This is a genomic window from Martelella sp. AD-3 (assembly GCF_001578105.1).
Lineage (GTDB): Bacteria > Pseudomonadota > Alphaproteobacteria > Rhizobiales > Rhizobiaceae > Martelella.
Genome location: NZ_CP014275.1, coordinates 2005961 through 2020421, shown reverse-complemented (window position 1 = coordinate 2020421; position 14461 = coordinate 2005961). Strand labels below are relative to the sequence as shown.

At 61.0% G+C, this 14461-nt stretch carries 17 protein-coding genes; 12 read left to right on the top strand and 5 right to left on the bottom strand.

The annotated features are described in order from the left end of the window. Nucleotides 1–9: 9 nt before the first annotated feature. Nucleotides 10–810: a hypothetical protein gene (locus AZF01_RS09415; protein WP_024709467.1), complete on the bottom strand. Its 801-nt coding sequence runs from the start codon at nt 808–810 to the stop codon at nt 10–12. 225 nt (nt 811–1035) lie between these two features. Between AZF01_RS09415 and AZF01_RS09410 the strand changes: the two genes are divergently transcribed. From AZF01_RS09410 to AZF01_RS09380, 7 genes are all read left to right on the top strand, one after another. Beyond that, nucleotides 1036–1794, top strand: coding sequence for a DUF4239 domain-containing protein (locus tag AZF01_RS09410; protein ID WP_024709466.1), 759 nt, complete (start codon nt 1036–1038; stop codon nt 1792–1794). 410 nt (nt 1795–2204) lie between these two features. Further along, on the top strand, nt 2205–3281 hold the full coding sequence (locus tag AZF01_RS09405) for an ABC transporter ATP-binding protein (RefSeq protein ID WP_024709465.1): 1077 nt from the start codon (nt 2205–2207) through the stop codon (nt 3279–3281). Nucleotides 3282–3306: 25 nt separating this feature from the next. Further along, nucleotides 3307–4281 carry an ABC transporter substrate-binding protein gene (locus AZF01_RS09400; protein ID WP_036237953.1) on the top strand — a complete coding sequence of 325 codons (975 nt, stop codon included), beginning with the start codon at nt 3307–3309 and terminating at the stop codon, nt 4279–4281. Nucleotides 4282–4286: 5 nt separating this feature from the next. Next, entirely contained in the window at nt 4287–6029 is a 1743-nt protein-coding gene (locus tag AZF01_RS09395; protein WP_024709463.1) for an iron ABC transporter permease, read from the top strand. Beyond that, nucleotides 6017–7042 carry an MBL fold metallo-hydrolase gene (locus tag AZF01_RS09390; RefSeq protein WP_024709462.1) on the top strand — a complete coding sequence of 342 codons (1026 nt, stop codon included), beginning with the start codon at nt 6017–6019 and terminating at the stop codon, nt 7040–7042. Before AZF01_RS09395 ends, AZF01_RS09390 begins: the two co-directional genes overlap by 13 nt. A 3-nt stretch (nt 7043–7045) precedes the next feature. Beyond that, on the top strand, nt 7046–7645 hold the full coding sequence (locus AZF01_RS09385; RefSeq protein WP_024709461.1) for a protein phosphatase: 600 nt from the start codon (nt 7046–7048) through the stop codon (nt 7643–7645). 7 nt (nt 7646–7652) lie between these two features. Next, on the top strand, nt 7653–8672 hold the full coding sequence (locus AZF01_RS09380; protein WP_024709460.1) for a LacI family DNA-binding transcriptional regulator: 1020 nt from the start codon (nt 7653–7655) through the stop codon (nt 8670–8672). Here AZF01_RS09380 and AZF01_RS23955 read toward each other — a convergent pair. Next, complete coding sequence (locus AZF01_RS23955) at nt 8608–8853, bottom strand: hypothetical protein (protein ID WP_152534606.1); 246 nt, start codon at nt 8851–8853, stop codon at nt 8608–8610. The two genes, AZF01_RS09380 and AZF01_RS23955, sit on opposite strands and share 65 nt — an antisense overlap. Before the next feature lie 204 nt (nt 8854–9057). Here AZF01_RS23955 and AZF01_RS09370 point away from each other — a divergent pair, with 204 nt between their 5' ends. The 3 genes from AZF01_RS09370 (at nt 9058) to AZF01_RS09360 (ending at nt 11230) form a co-directional block, all read left to right on the top strand. Continuing rightward, nucleotides 9058–9303 (top strand): hypothetical protein, encoded by a 246-nt coding sequence (locus AZF01_RS09370; RefSeq protein WP_024709459.1) that lies wholly within the window; start codon nt 9058–9060, stop codon nt 9301–9303. Nucleotides 9304–9363: 60 nt separating this feature from the next. After that, nucleotides 9364–10260, top strand: coding sequence for a transglutaminase family protein (locus tag AZF01_RS09365; RefSeq protein ID WP_024709458.1), 897 nt, complete (start codon nt 9364–9366; stop codon nt 10258–10260). Between the two features lie 166 nt (nt 10261–10426). Further along, nucleotides 10427–11230 (top strand): transglutaminase family protein, encoded by an 804-nt coding sequence (locus tag AZF01_RS09360; protein WP_024709457.1) that lies wholly within the window; start codon nt 10427–10429, stop codon nt 11228–11230. 14 nt (nt 11231–11244) lie between these two features. Here AZF01_RS09360 and AZF01_RS09355 read toward each other — a convergent pair whose 3' ends face one another. From AZF01_RS09355 to AZF01_RS09345, 3 genes are all read right to left on the bottom strand, one after another. Beyond that, nucleotides 11245–11499 carry a DUF1488 domain-containing protein gene (locus AZF01_RS09355; protein WP_024709456.1) on the bottom strand — a complete coding sequence of 85 codons (255 nt, stop codon included), beginning with the start codon at nt 11497–11499 and terminating at the stop codon, nt 11245–11247. 137 nt (nt 11500–11636) lie between these two features. Then, nucleotides 11637–11783: a hypothetical protein gene (locus tag AZF01_RS24270; RefSeq protein WP_197489641.1), complete on the bottom strand. Its 147-nt coding sequence runs from the start codon at nt 11781–11783 to the stop codon at nt 11637–11639. Nucleotides 11784–11914: 131 nt separating this feature from the next. Continuing rightward, a complete protein-coding gene (locus tag AZF01_RS09345) occupies nt 11915–12307 on the bottom strand; it encodes a hypothetical protein (RefSeq protein WP_024709455.1) in 393 nt (130 codons plus the stop codon). A 503-nt stretch (nt 12308–12810) separates the two neighbouring features. Here AZF01_RS09345 and AZF01_RS09340 point away from each other — a divergent pair. Next, nucleotides 12811–13020 (top strand): cold-shock protein, encoded by a 210-nt coding sequence (locus AZF01_RS09340; RefSeq protein ID WP_024709454.1) that lies wholly within the window; start codon nt 12811–12813, stop codon nt 13018–13020. A gap of 180 nt (nt 13021–13200) precedes the next feature. Continuing rightward, nucleotides 13201–14226 (top strand): fatty acid desaturase, encoded by a 1026-nt coding sequence (locus tag AZF01_RS09335; protein WP_024709453.1) that lies wholly within the window; start codon nt 13201–13203, stop codon nt 14224–14226. Nucleotides 14227–14461 lie beyond the last annotated feature (235 nt).

The following is a 14461-nucleotide window of genomic DNA, read 5'->3' as shown; positions in this document are numbered from 1 at the left end:
CGATACCGGTCAGAACCGGTAGGTAATTCCCACAACCGGCCCGCTCAGCCTCGTGTCATAGACATGACCGCCTTTTTCGTAGTCGGTGTCGACGATCTTGTAGCCTGCCGAAAATGACAGGTGCTCGCTCAACGTATAGTTCGCCGTCGAGAGGAAAGACCAGGTCAGATCGGAATTAACGTCAAAGCCGCCGATATCGGCCTGGGCCTGAACCGATAACCGGTCCGTCAGGTTGAAAAACACACGGGCGCCGACAACGGGATCAACCCAGCCGAAGCTCTCGTCATAGCTGACTGATCTTCCGAGACCGCTGGCCGTGATTTCGTTGGAGATATGCCACAGACGTAAGCCGGCCAAAGCGTCGAACGTAAAGGCGGGCGTATCAACAACGCGGTATCCGCCCTGCACGGTGGCCATGAACTGCCTGGTATTGAGTTTGCCGTTCGCTTCAAACGGCGGCAGCAGCGAAGTGCCCGGAAACCTGTATGTGTCCTCGTCACTCGTATCCGTATACATCATGTCCGCAGAGAGAACGAAACGATCGTGGCGGCCCCAGACATTGACAAATCCGGCAATATTCAGCCCGTCCCGCCCCTCGGAAAAAGAGCGGTCGATATTCACGGTCGGCCCGACGCCGAAGGGAGAAACCTTCCCCTTGACGCCGGTTGCCCACAGATAGGGAGTGATCTGAAGAGCCCAGTCAGATGCATTCGCCGCGGAGGCATCCGGGGGTGCGGTGGCACTGTCGGCCGCATGGAGAACCTGCGGAACGCATAGAGAAAAAGCGCATGCAAGAATATATTCTTTCAATGTGTTCCCCCCGGTCCGGCGACCTGTAAGCCGATTCCACTTGCATCATCGTCTTTTGTAAGCAGTTACCATCATAGAAGCCAGGTGGATCTCTGCGGTTCCACAGAAACAGCGATTGGCGTGCGGTTCGGTGCCGGCACATGAGCGTCTCGGTAACCAGATCTTTAACCGGGCAACTCTATTTTCAGGAGAGCGTGATCCGTATTTTTCCCGAAATGGATTTCAATGTCGTATTTTCTGAACCTGGCACTGGTTCCCTCAATCCTGCTGTTTCTGGTCTTCGGTCTTGCCTTGTTCGCCGTGACCTATTGGGTTCTGCTCCTGTTTGCCCGATTTGCGCGCACCGATGCTCTCGTCATTCCGCTGGGCGCCTTCATTGGAACGATTGCGACATCCTGGGCTCTGTCTCTCGGCTTCGTTGCTGCCGACATCTGGACGCTGCACGCAAAGGCCGACCAGGAGCTCACCTCGGAGCGATCCGCGATCAATCGACTGATCGGAAACGCCGAAGCCGAGGTCCTGAACAGGCCTGACCTTGAGACAGCGATGGAATTCTATCGTGAAAAGGTGATCTCGGACGAATGGGGCGCCAACGGAAACCTTCATCCGGCGGCTTCGGTCGAGCAGGCTCTTCAGAAAATACGCATCATCATCATGGATATCGCCGAGGGCGATGCGCCCGCTCCGATCATCAATCAGACCGTTGCCATTTTCAACGACCTGCAGGAAACGCGCGATGTGCGCCTCGCCATCGCCAGCACCACCATCAATCAGTATAAATGGTACATGCTCCTGACGCTGACGATCTTGACGTCCCTTACGATCGCCGTGACGCACGCAGACAGAACGCGCGCGGGGAGTATAGCGATATTCCTCTACGTGCTTGCGGCCACAACAAGCCTCTGGCTGCTGACGGTGCACGCAAGCCCCTATGCCGGCATCGAGACGATAGAGCCAAGCGGACTATACCTGAATCTGACCTGACGCGGTGGACCGTGCGTGGGCGTGTTTGCCAGGTTGAGGAACACAAATTCCTCTCCTTCATTTCTGCTTTGCGGAGCTCTCGCCGGTTTTCCGAACGCAGCAACGCAAAGCAGCGGCCCGTGTCGGAGATTTCAGGTCGGATCATCGGCAACGAAGTGCCTGTGTGGCGGTCGCCGGCTCGGAACCGGGCAGTCAGCACAAGGCCTCGATGCGGACGTTTCCGGCAAGGTCTTGGTTCGCGGCGCGCCCCCGAAAAGCAAATCTTCATAAAACCGAAAACGCACTGAAACAGAACTGTCACATGCCCGGTGCATTGATGGCGGCGAAGATTGCACAGCAGTGCAAAAACGCCTCTACCATGGTCATTGGCCGGATATCCGGCCTGCGACCGACACGTCGGATCAACACGCATGAGCGCCATCGAAATCGAGACCGTCGACAAGTCTTTCGGCAAAACCAGCGTATTGCGCGGGATCTCGCTGTCCATCCGCTCGGGCGAGTTCGTGGCGGTGCTCGGCCCGTCCGGGTGCGGCAAGACCACTCTGCTGCGCGCGCTGGCCGGCTTCGAGCCGATCGACCGCGGCGCAATCCGGGTCGGCGATGCGCTGCTTTCCGGCGAGGGGCGTCATGTCCCGCCCGAGGAGCGCGGCATCGGCGTCGTCTTTCAGAACTATGCGTTATGGCCGCACATGACCGTCTCCGGCAACGTCGCCTATGGCCTCAGGATCAAGGGGCTGGGGCGCGGCGAACGCGCGGCGCGCACGGCCCGTGTTCTCGAGACGGTCGGGTTGACGGAATTCGCGGACCGCCGGCCGGCCGCGCTTTCGGGAGGGCAGCGTCAGCGCGTGGCGCTTGCCCGCTGCCTTGCGATGGATGCCGGGCTCGTGCTGCTCGATGAACCGCTTGCCAATCTGGATGTCCATCTGCGCGGCGAGATGGAGGAAGAGTTTGCCCGCTTCCATAAGGCGTCGGGCGCAACGATGTTCTACATCACCCATGACCAGTCCGAGGCCCTTGCGCTTGCTGACCGAGTCGCCGTGATGGACAATGGCAGGATCAGCCAGTTCGCCAGCCCTTCCGAACTCTACAGCCAGCCGGCAAATGACATGGTCGCGACCTTCATCGGAGAAGGCCAGATCGCGCCGATCGCGGATTTCCGGCCCGATCGCAGCGGTTATGGTTTCGCCCGCTTCTTCGGTGAACAGGTGCGGGTGCGCAACCGGCCTTCGGCAATGCCCCGCGACGAAGCGCGGATTGCCTTTCACCCGGGCGACCTGCAGCTGACCGACACAGGCGGCCTTGCCGCCACCATCCGCCGCGTCACCTATCGCGGCGACATATTGCGGGTCGAGCTTTCGATCGGTCCGGACGACCAAACCCTTTTCATGAACGTCCCTGCCCCGGCGCGCATCGAAGCCGGGCAGCGCGTAGCCGTCACGCTTGCAGACGGCTGGGTCCTTCCGGACCTGCAAACCGAACATGCCTAGCACCCAACAATCGAGGAAATCCCCGATGAAACTCTCCCTGCTTGCCCTTGCAACCGTCAGCACGCTTGCCTTCTCGGCGGCACACGCCGAGGAAACCATCACGCTCTACACCAGCCAGCCGCCCGAACAGGCCCAGGAAACGGTCGACGCTTTTGAGGCCGCCAACCCGGATATCAAGGTCAACTGGACCCGCAATGGCACCTCCGCGCTGATGAACGTGATGCGTGCGGAAATCGAAGCCGGCAACATCCAGCCCGACGTGCTGCTGGTTGCCGATCCGATCAACCTTGGAACGCTGAAGGCCGACGGTCACCTGATGGCCTATCCGGAAGCGCCCGTCGAAGGCTATGACAAGGCTGCCTACGACAAGGACATGACCTTCTTCGGCACCAAGGCGATCACCACGGGCATCGCCTACAATACCGAGATCGCCGAGCCGGTCGAAAGCTGGAACGACCTTCTGGTCGAAGACAATCGCGGCATGATCGCGGTTCCGAGCCCGCTCTATTCGGGCGCCGCCCTCAACCACCTGCATGCGCTGATCAACACGCCGGAAATCGGTTGGGACTTCTATGAAGGCCTGAACGACCTCGACATCGTGCCCGAGGGCGGCAACGGTCCGGCAACAAAGGCCGTCGCCTCCGGCATGGCCAAATATGCCATCATCGTCGACGCCAACACGCTGCGCGCCAAGGCCGACGGTTCGCCCGTCGACTACATCGCGCCCAAGGAAGGCGTTTCCTTCATCGGCGAGCCGGTCGCCATCATGAGTACGACTGAACACGAGGAAGCCGCCAAAAAATTCGTCGATTTCCTGCTCTCGAAGGAAGGCCAGGAACTGGTCTCCGCCCAGGGCAATATCCCGCTCCTGCCGGGCGTCGCCGCGCCGGAAGGCTATCCCGATCTCTCCTCGATGAAGCTGATCGGCTATGATGTCGATGAAGCCGTCGAAAGCAACGAACAGGTGCGCGAGCAGTTCGCCGATATCTTCGGCCTGTAACCGCAATGTCCGTATCAACCGCAACGACGGGAGAGCGTCCGATATGGACGCTCTCCACTCTTGGCAGCCTGCTGCGCAATGAGCGCACGCTGATGCTGGTGCTGGCGCTGTTTGTCGGCATCCTGTCAATTCTGCCGCTCGGACGGCTCGTTTACGCCGCATTCGTCACGGGCACGGGTTTCGAGCTCGATCGCATAGCCGATGTTCTGGGTGGCCGCCGCGTGTTCGAAGCGACGGTCAACACGATCTGGATTTCGCTTTCAGCCACCGCGCTTGCCACGGTCGCCGGAACGATCGCTGCACTTCTCGTCGGCGCCAGTGACATGCGCGGACGGACTGCCTGGGTGTTCGGATTCGTGCTGCCGCTGATGATCCCCCCGCAAGTCATCGCGCTCGCCTGGGTTCAGGCCTTTTCGCCGGCAAGCCCGGTGATGAACCTGTTGGGTTTCTCGCTTCAGCCCGGCATGCGCCATCCGCTCTATTCTGCCGGCGGCATCGTCCTTCTGCTCGGCCTCTACAATGCACCGCTGGTCTTTCTGGCCGTTCGGGCCAACCTGCGCCGCGTTCCCGCTGATCTGGTGGAAGCGGCCCGCGCAGTCGGCGCCACACCCTTGAGAGCGACGCTTGGCGTCATCCTGCCACTGATCCGCGGCGGCATCTTCGCCGGAGCAGCGCTTGCCTTCGTCTCATCGATCGGCAATTTCGGCATCCAGGCAATGCTCGGCATACCAGCCCGCGTTCCGACCCTGATCACGCTCATCTACCGGCAGCTGAATTCCTATGGTCCGTCGGCGCTCAACGACATGGCGCTTCTGGCCCTGCTGCTGGCCGTGCTGACCATTCTCGGCATGGGCACTGCCGGTTTCCTGAGCCGCATGGGCGACCAGCGCGTCGATGGCGCTTCCAGGCCATTCAAGTTCCCGCTCGGGCATTTCCGCCTTCCGGTCACGGCTCTGGCGTGGGGTTATCTCGTGTTCGCGCTGGCGCTGCCGCTTTCGGCTCTTGCCGGCTCGGCACTGGTGCGCGGCTACGGACAGCCGCTCAATCTGGAGACGCTGACCTTCGAGAATTTCTCCAATGCGCTCTTTCATCACGAAGGCATTCGGGAGGCGTTTTTCACCAGTCTTTGGCTGACGGGCCTCGCTGTCGCGATCCTCATTCCCGTTTCGCTCGCGCTCGGCTATTTTCTGAGCTGGCGTCGGGGCGTCGCCCCGCGCCTGCTCTACCTCTCCTCCCAGCTTGCCTATGCGCTTCCCGGCATCATCATCGGCGTCGCCATGATCCTGTTTTTCCTGAAGCCATTGCCGGTTCTCGGGACCAGCCTCTACGGCACGGTCTGGGTCATCCTCGCGGCCTATCTCTCCAACTTTCTGGCATTGGCATTGCAGCCGGTCCTGGGCGGCTTTGAACAGATCGAGCGCTCGCTGGACGAGGCCGCGCAAGTGGTTGGCGCCGGGGTTTTCCGCAGGCTCAAGGATATCATATTGCCGGTCCTCGCCCCGGCCGCCGCGGCCTCGGCCATCCTTGTCTTCATGACGGCGATCAACGAGATCCAGACGTCGGTGCTGCTGGTTTCCTCCCGCGCCCAGACCATCGGTCCGATGATCATATTCCTCGAGGAAGCCGGATCGTCGACGCTGGCCGCCGCTGTCGGCTGCCTGATGGTGCTGGTCATCCTCACGCTGATGCTTGTCAGTCTCACCTTCGCAAGAAGGCTTCCGCAGGGAGTGCTGCCTTGGCACGACTGAACGTGATCAGCGGCCTGAACCGCAAGAGCGCCGCCATCGCTCTGGTCGAGGCGGGCGGCAAACGTATCCTGTTCGATTTCGGCGACGGCCTGGATGCCGGCGAGCATCCCGACATCGATGTGATCGGCGCCGTCGATGCTGTCTTCCTCAGCCATGCGCACAAGGATCACGCCGGTTCTCTTGAGCGTCTCGGCGAGATCGGAAACCCGGCGGTATTCGCGACCGAAAGAACCCTCGATTTCCTTCGCGGCAGCCTTTGTCCGGAAACGGCGCATGCCATTCCCGAGCGAGGCTCTTTCGATGTCGACGGGCTGAAGCTTTCGACCGGCCGCTGCGGCCATGCGCCTGGCGGTGTCTGGTTCCACATGGAGACGGAGAAAGGCGGTTTCATCTACACCGGGGATATCAGCCTCGAATCGCAAGGCATGCCTTTCGACTATCCTCCTCAGGCAGCCACGCTTCTGATCGATGCATCCTACGGTGACCGCGAACAGGATCTCGGCGACCAGATTTCGGCAATGGCCAATTATGCCAGAGGAGGCGCCGTGCTGTGCTGCCCCGCTGCCGGTCGTGGCACGGATATGGTGCTGGCGATGGCCTCGCACGGACTTGCCGTGCACGTCAGCGCGGCGGTCGGCGAGGAAGTCGAAGCGGCGACGGGCGAACGGTTTCCGGTCGTGAATGGCGAAACCGCGCAGCCTCACCAGGTGATTGTCGCGACGGAATCCAACGCCGAGGCCGGTCTTTCGGCCGAACTCCTGAAACGCGGCGGATTCCGCTTCGTCTTTTCAAGCCATGTCCCGAACGGCACGCCGGCAGCGGCCCTGATCGGGCGCGAAGAGGCCGTCTGGCTTCCCTGGAACGTCCACCCGCGCAAGCATGATATCCTCGCGCTTGCCGAGCACTGCGGTTCCCGGCAGGTTCTGCCCGCCTTTGTCGACATGGCCATGGCGCCGGAACTTGCCCGCGCCCTCGGTGCGCGGCTAAGACTGGAAACCGAGACGGAGATATAGACCATGACGGAAAAACGCCTCGGCATTCCCGACCATGTTCCCGAAGCCGAAGCGCGCGAGGATGTCCGCCCGCTTCTATATCCGGTGATCGAAGGTTTCGGCCCGCACGAGAAAACGCTCTATCTCGGCAATCTCGCGGCGGCGGAAGACGCAGGCTGCCTGCTTGAAGCCGGGATCACCGAAACGCTCAACGTTTCGATCAACATGTTTCCGGGCCCGCTGAGGCTGGCCGATGGCACGCATGTCCGCCGCTACCAGCTCGGCATGATCGACGGCGCGGGCAACAGCCCGCATCTTCTCGCCGCAGCCGTCCACACCGTCGAGGGCCTGATGCGCGGCTATGTTCCGGCCAAGCCGCATTACCCGAAACATCGCAAGGGCCATGTTCTGGTCCATTGCCGCGGCGGGCGCTCGCGCTCGGTCGTGTTGATCGCGCTCTGGCTGTCCGCCTTCGCGGGCGACAGTTTCGACGGCTTCGATGCCGCGCTCGCTCACCTGCGCGCCTTGCGCGGCCTGGACGAGAGCTATCCCCTGCCGCCGATGCTCGCCCTTGCCGAAGAGGTCAGGCTGCGCAATCTGCTTGGCGCGGCGCGCTGGACATAGGTGCGCCATGGTCGAGAAATTTGTTTCCGCATCCGATGTCGCCCGTCTGGCCGGGGTTTCCCGCTCGGCCGTCTCGCGCACCTTCACCGAGGGGGCCAGCGTTGCGCCGAAGACCCGAGCCCGGGTGATGAAGGCGGCAGAAGAGCTGGGCTACCGGGTCAACCTCCTCGCGCGCACGCTGCACAAGGAACGCTCCGATCTTGTGGGCCTTGTCGGGGCGAATCTCTCCAACCCCTATATCTCGGCGCAGGTTGATGCGCTGACCGCGGCGCTTTACGAAAACGGACTGCAATGCATGCTGCTCAATCTTGCAGGTGCGCGGGACGATGTCGAAAACGCACTCGCAAAACTGCTTGAATACCGGGTGCGAACGGTGGTCTTGCTGTCGGGGGCCGTGCCGGACACGCTGATGCGGCTCGCCGCGGCCAATGGCACGCGTCTCGTTCTCATCAACCGGCCGCTGCCGGAAAATATAGGCCTTGTCGACCAGATCGAGGCCGATTCGGCTGCCGGCGGCGCGCTTGCCGCACAGCGGCTGATTGCGGCCGGCTGCCGCAACGTGGCCGTTGTCGTGTCGGAATCCCGCACCTCCGCCAAGCTGGCGCGCGCAGAGGCCTTTATCGCCGTGATGGAGGAAAACCGGGTGCCGGTCAGCCAGTGGAGCCAGGGTCGGAACAATTATGAGACAGGTATCGAAGCTGCGCGCAGCCTGCTCGCAAAGCCCGGCATTGACGGGATCTTCGGCGTGACCGACGAAATCGCGCTCGGTGTGATGAATACGGCGCGCCATGAGCTTGGCCTGTCCGTTCCGGGCGATGTCTCGGTGATCGGATTCGACGACGCTCCGATTTCCGACTGGTCCTCGCACCGGCTGACCACCGTCCGCCAGTCTCTCTCCTCGCTGACCAGCGCCACGCTGAAGGCAATCACCGGCCCGGCGCGTGTCCCCTCCTCCCACCATTTCATCCCCGTAAGCCTGGTCGAACGTCAATCGGTGCGGCCCGCCAGATCGGCAGTTCAAGGCTGAGGAGGCTGAAACCGATCGCGCGCGCCGGCGGCATGGTCCAGCGCGTCTCCTTGCACCGTTTTCTTGCGCTCATGTCCCGCGCCATCAGCTTCTCGGCCGCAAAGCGGATCATCGCGCGGCGCGAATCGGCATCGACGCTCTTCCCAGCGAGCGAGCGCAAAGCCATCATGCCCTCGGTCATCTGTGATCTTTCCGGCGGATCGGTCTTCGCCAACCCGCCCCTGCCGGAACGCCGGCGACCTCCCGCGGGCTACACCACGCCATGTGGCACGACCCGAAAGCTTACCTACGTGGGATTTATCGTGTAAGGTGATAGAACAGCGCGATGTAATGAAAAGTTGTCTCGCGGCTTGCCAAAAGGCTTTTCTCCAACGGGATTAAACACATGAACGAATTCGACTATATGGTCGAAGCTGCCCTCTATCCCGGTCGCAAGGCCAAGGGAAGCCGCAGCCCTCGCTATAAACGGTTTGAGACCGCTGCGGACGCGGTGCGTTTTGCCGTGGAAGAGAGGGAAGGCTGCCGGCTTCGGGGATCGGTGCTGGAGATTGACGAAAGCCGCTACGACGACAGGCAGATCCGCATGCTCTACGACGCGCCGGATTACCCGCTCGCGCGCGGCGAGAAGTGATGCAAGAGGCCGGTCTCAAGGGCGTATCGCGGCACTGTCCGCTGTGCAGGTAGGTGTTGAATGACGGTCTTTTCGGTGCGTCATCTCACGGTCTATCGCTATCGACGGCCGGTCGGTTTCGGGCGTCACCGGCTGATGTTCCGGCCCCGCGACAGTTTCGACCAGACGCTCTTGAGCTGCATGCTGAAGGTTTGCCCGCAGGACGCGCGCATTCACTGGATCCACGATGTCTTCGGCAATTGCGTCGCGCTCGTCGATGTCGGCGTTTCCGCCTCGGAACTCAGCTTCGAGACCACGATCGAGGTTGATCACACGGCGCACATCCCGCTCGATCTGGAGATGGACCACAGGGCATCCGGCTTCCCCTTTTCCTATGACGCGGAAGAAGCCATCGATCTTGAGAAGACCATCGCGCGGCACTATCCCGACCCCGGCGATGAGGTCGGGCGCTGGGCGAAACGGTTCGTGCCCTATGGCAATACGGCGCGCACCGGCCATGTACTGATGACGCTGTGCAACGGGATCAGGGAGAGTTTCAGCTATGTTCGGCGCAGCGAATACGGCACCCAGACGCCCGGCGAAACGCTTGCGCTTCGCAGCGGCACCTGCCGCGACTTCGCGCTCTTGATGATGGAGGCGGCTCGCTCGCTCGGGCTCGCGGCCTCTTTCGTGACCGGCTATATCTATGTGCCGGACCGCGACGGTTCCGTGACCTTGGGCGGCGGTTCGACCCACGCCTGGTGCCAGGTCTATCTGCCCGGAGCGGGATGGGTGGAGTTCGATCCGACCAACGGCATTGTCGGCAATCGCGATCTCATCCGCGTCGGCATCGCCCGCGACCCTGGCCAGGCGGTGCCGCTGTCGGGCAGCTATGATGGCGGGGCGCTCGATTTCGACGGCATGGAAGTGCAGGTCAATGTCACGACGCAGCCGAATGATTTAAGCGCAGCGGTCTGACCACGCCGCCGTGGCGGCTTGCATAGCGGACGCGCCAACGTTCCGGCGAGGATATTGCGAAGCGGGATCGATTTATTCGGCCGTTCGACCGGGCGGAACGCCGCGCTGCCGCGTTACGTCTGTAGATGTGATCGACCCATCACTCAAAGCAAGGGACAGGTAAGACATGAAGATACGCGCTGGCTTTCATATCGGCTACGACTGCGAACATCCGACGCCGATGCTGCTGACCCTCAATGTGTTCCCGTCCCGCTGGGCGGATCTCCTGACGGCGCAGGTCCTGTCCTTCGATCGCCCGATCGATGTATCGGCCTATACCGACGTTTTCGGCAATGCCTGCAACCGCATCGTCGCGCCGCCGGGCAGGACGACGATTTCCACCGCGTTCGAAATCTATGACGACGGCCTTGCCGATCCTGTTCCCTATGGCGCCATTCAGCACCAGATCAACGACCTGCCTGATGACGTGCTGGTCTACCTGCTCGGCAGCCGCTACTGCGACACCGACCGGCTTGCCGATTTTGCCTGGAGGACCTTTGCCGATACGCCGCTCGGATGGCCGCGCGTTCAGGCGATCCTGGATTTCACCCATCAGCGGATCGCATTCGACTATATGAAGGCTGACCCGTTCCGGACCGCCTTTGGCGGGTTCACCGACGGTGTCGGGGTTTGCCGCGACTATGCCCATCTCGCGATCACGCTCTGCCGCTGCCTCAATATCCCGGCGCGCTATTGCACCGGATATCTCGGCGATATCGGCGTGCCGAGGGACCCGAACCCGATGGATTTCAGCGCCTGGATGGAAGTCTATCTCGGCGGTCGCTGGTATACGGTCGATGCGCGCCATAACAGGCCGCGCATCGGTCGCATCCTGATGGCGAGAGGCCGCGATGCCACGGACGTGGCGATGTCGACGGCCTTTGGTCCCGCCATTCTCCGGCAGTTCGATGTCGTCACCGAGGAAATCTGATCCGGCAAATCGTCTCAAGTGAGATCAGAGGCTGTCAGGGTATAGACCGCCTTGCGGCCCTTCAGATAGATTCTGCGTGCGGCGTCGTAAATTTTCTCACGCGCTGCATCGAAAGCGGCGAGATAAGGCTCTTCGCCATCGGCAGGGTTGCGTAGAGCATCGGCCCTGGCGAAAAACATCACTTCGAACATGCCGTCATGGCCGGTAAATCGGACACGTTTGCCGTTGTTGTCATAACTCCGGCTCTGATTGGGGAATTCTAGTGCCATGACCGAATAGATCCTTGAGAACGTGGCGCGAAATGCCACTGGTTTGTGAAGCAGGGACTGTCGTGAGCAAAACACCGCCAGACCGGGATTTTCTCGCCCGATCTGTCGCAGTATCCGCTGAGGACGGCGTGGCGGGTTCAGCCTTTCGGCTTGCCACGCGTCATATTGCTGTTGCCGGCGCTTCTGACCAGCGAACCGGCAAGCGGCGCGTCGACAACCGCCGTCGTCTTCTCCTTCTTGGGCTTTCTGATTTCGCGATTGCTTCGCTTTTGACCCTTGGCCATCTGGAAACTCCATGTGTCCGGCGCGCTTTGTTGCGGTCGCGCCTTCTGCTTGCCGCTTGTGAATCCGGGAATTGCGCACGCCGAGGGAATTTTCTCGAAGGCTTCGCCGGGCATTCAGTCCATGATGTCGTTTAGCCAACAAGCGCGCTGGCGCATGCCGTGGCGGCGCCGCGACTTGCGCTGTCGTCTCCCGGCATCGTCGCCCAGCCGCCGGTCTCAATGAACTGACGCTGCTTGTAGGAACTGTCGATGGCCTTCAGCGTGCTCAACTGCTGCGCCGAATCAGGCGCCGTCTTGAATCGCTGGACGCAAATAACCGTCGCCAGTTCGTCGCGGGAGAGCTCCCCGGCTTCCGCGGCAAGCGTTCTTGACGTGCCGCCTGTCACCCATCCGCCCCAGGTAAAGCCGACGGCGATCGTGACGATGGCGGTGATGATACAGGCCCAGACGAGCGTCGATTTTGCCGGGTGATAGGCTTTCCACCGCTCTCCGATGGAGGACGCTCCATTGTTTTCTGCTGCCATGATGCCGTTTCCTTCCGATTTGGGATGCATTGTCTGATGTGATCGGCGGCAGCGCTCCCCGGCCGCTTCAGCTTAGATGGACGCGCCCTGTTGGCGTCGCGGCCCTGGCAAAACGCTCCCTGTTGCGCGCGTGCACGCTCGTCGCTTCACAATGTGAGCGAAAGTCTGTAGAGCATTTTATACAGGCTTTTTTCTGTAAAAGGCCGGGTTTAGCGAACCTTAAAACTACATATATCCACGATCGTGAGTAAATAACAGTCCATGATATTAATATTTTTAAAATAATTTCATTTTTTCATTTTTCAATTTTCTTCAACAGAACTGAATTCCCGCCTTGTTTTAAACACGAAAGAAGCGCATATGACGTCCATCGATCTTGTTTGACGAACTTTATTTTGCGCATCGCGCTCTGGTGATTTTCCCATCAACATCGATCTTATCGTTCGGTCGCGGCCCTTAACGCCCGCCGGACATCTTCTCCGATTGATTGAAAGGAAATCGTCATGAGCACTGGCACAGTGAAATTTTTCAACGCCACCAAGGGTTTCGGCTTCATTGAGGTTGAGGGCGGCGGATCGGACGTGTTCGTCCATATCACTGCCGTTGAACGCGCCGGAATGCGTTCCATATCCGAAGGCCAGAAACTGAATTTCGACGTCGTGACCGATGACAGGTCCGGCAAAAGCGCTGCGGAAAACCTGCGCGCTGCATAAAATTTGTCTCTGTTCCGTGACCACGGATGTACTGGCACGGAATGTCGAGACGGATGGATCGGCCGGGCAATGCGCTCGGCCTTTCTTGCTTTGAGCGACCTTACACAGCGCGCAGCGGCGAACCTTTCGAGACAGATTTCGCGCGTCCCGGTCAAGTTTGGACCGGAGCCAGGAGAAGCCATGGATCGCAATACCGCAGAGGCCGAAATCGAACGGAACCATCGTTCCTGGATCGCAGCGCTTGCGCCTTACCGGCAGGCCAGGCCGCTCCGCAGCACGATCGAGATCGCGGTCACGGCGTTGCCCTTCGTCTGCCTGTGGGGACTGCTGGCACTGGCTGTCCTCAACGGCCACTGGTGGGCGCTGTTGCTGACGGTCCCCGCAGCCGGTTTCCTTGTACGCCTGTTTGTCCTGCAGCATGATTGCGGGCATGGCGCGCTCTTCGCCCGCCGCCGCGCCAATGACTGGACCGGTCGCGTCATCGGCGTTTTCACCCTGACGCCTTACGATTACTGGCGCCGGACCCACGCGGTTCATCACGCGACGACCGGCAATCTCGACAAGCGCGGCATCGGCGATGTCGATACGCTGACGGTCCGGGAATATCGTGCCCGGTCTTTCTGGGGGCGGCTGCGCTATCGCCTTTATCGCCATCCGGTCGTGATGTTCGGGTTCGGTCCCGCCTGGCTGTTCATTTGCCAGTACCGGTTGCCGTTCGGCCTGATGCGGGCAGGTCTGGAGCCATGGACATCGACCATCGTCACCACCGTCGGCGCTGCCATTCCTGTCATCCTGCTGATGTGGCTCATGGGGCCGCTTGCGTTTCTGACGGTACAGCTGCCGATCACGCTGATGGCTGCGACGGCCGGGGTGTGGCTGTTCTATATCCAGCACCAGTTCGAGGAAACCCACTGGTCTAAGGGCCGCAACTGGGATTTCCAGAATGCGGCGCTCAATGGCAGCTCGCATTACGACCTCCCGCGCCCGTTGCGCTGGATCACCGGCAATATCGGCATCCACCACGTTCATCACCTTGCGGCGAAGGTGCCCTTCTATCGCCTGCCGGACGTGTTGCGCGATTTTCCGGAGCTGCGCGACACCGGCCGGATCACGTTCTTGGAGAGCCTGCGTTGCGTCAGGTTCGTGCTGTGGGATGAAAGCGCCAATCGACTGGTTTCGTTCCGGCAGGCGCGCCTGAGCGCGTGATGGCGCGGACCCGTTCAAGCGGTATGCGAAGGGGCCTGAAGGTCGACACCGCGGAGAAGCCTGATGCCCTTCAGGAAAGAGCAGATCAAGATCGTCTTGTTCGATACCCCCCGCCACCGCTAAAGCGGTGACGCCTTTCTCCGGGTCCTGCCCTGTTGTCGCGGTCGCAGAAAAAATCCGCCTTCACAACCAGATGCCGAGAAAACCGAAGGCGAAAAACTAAGAGTTGACAACC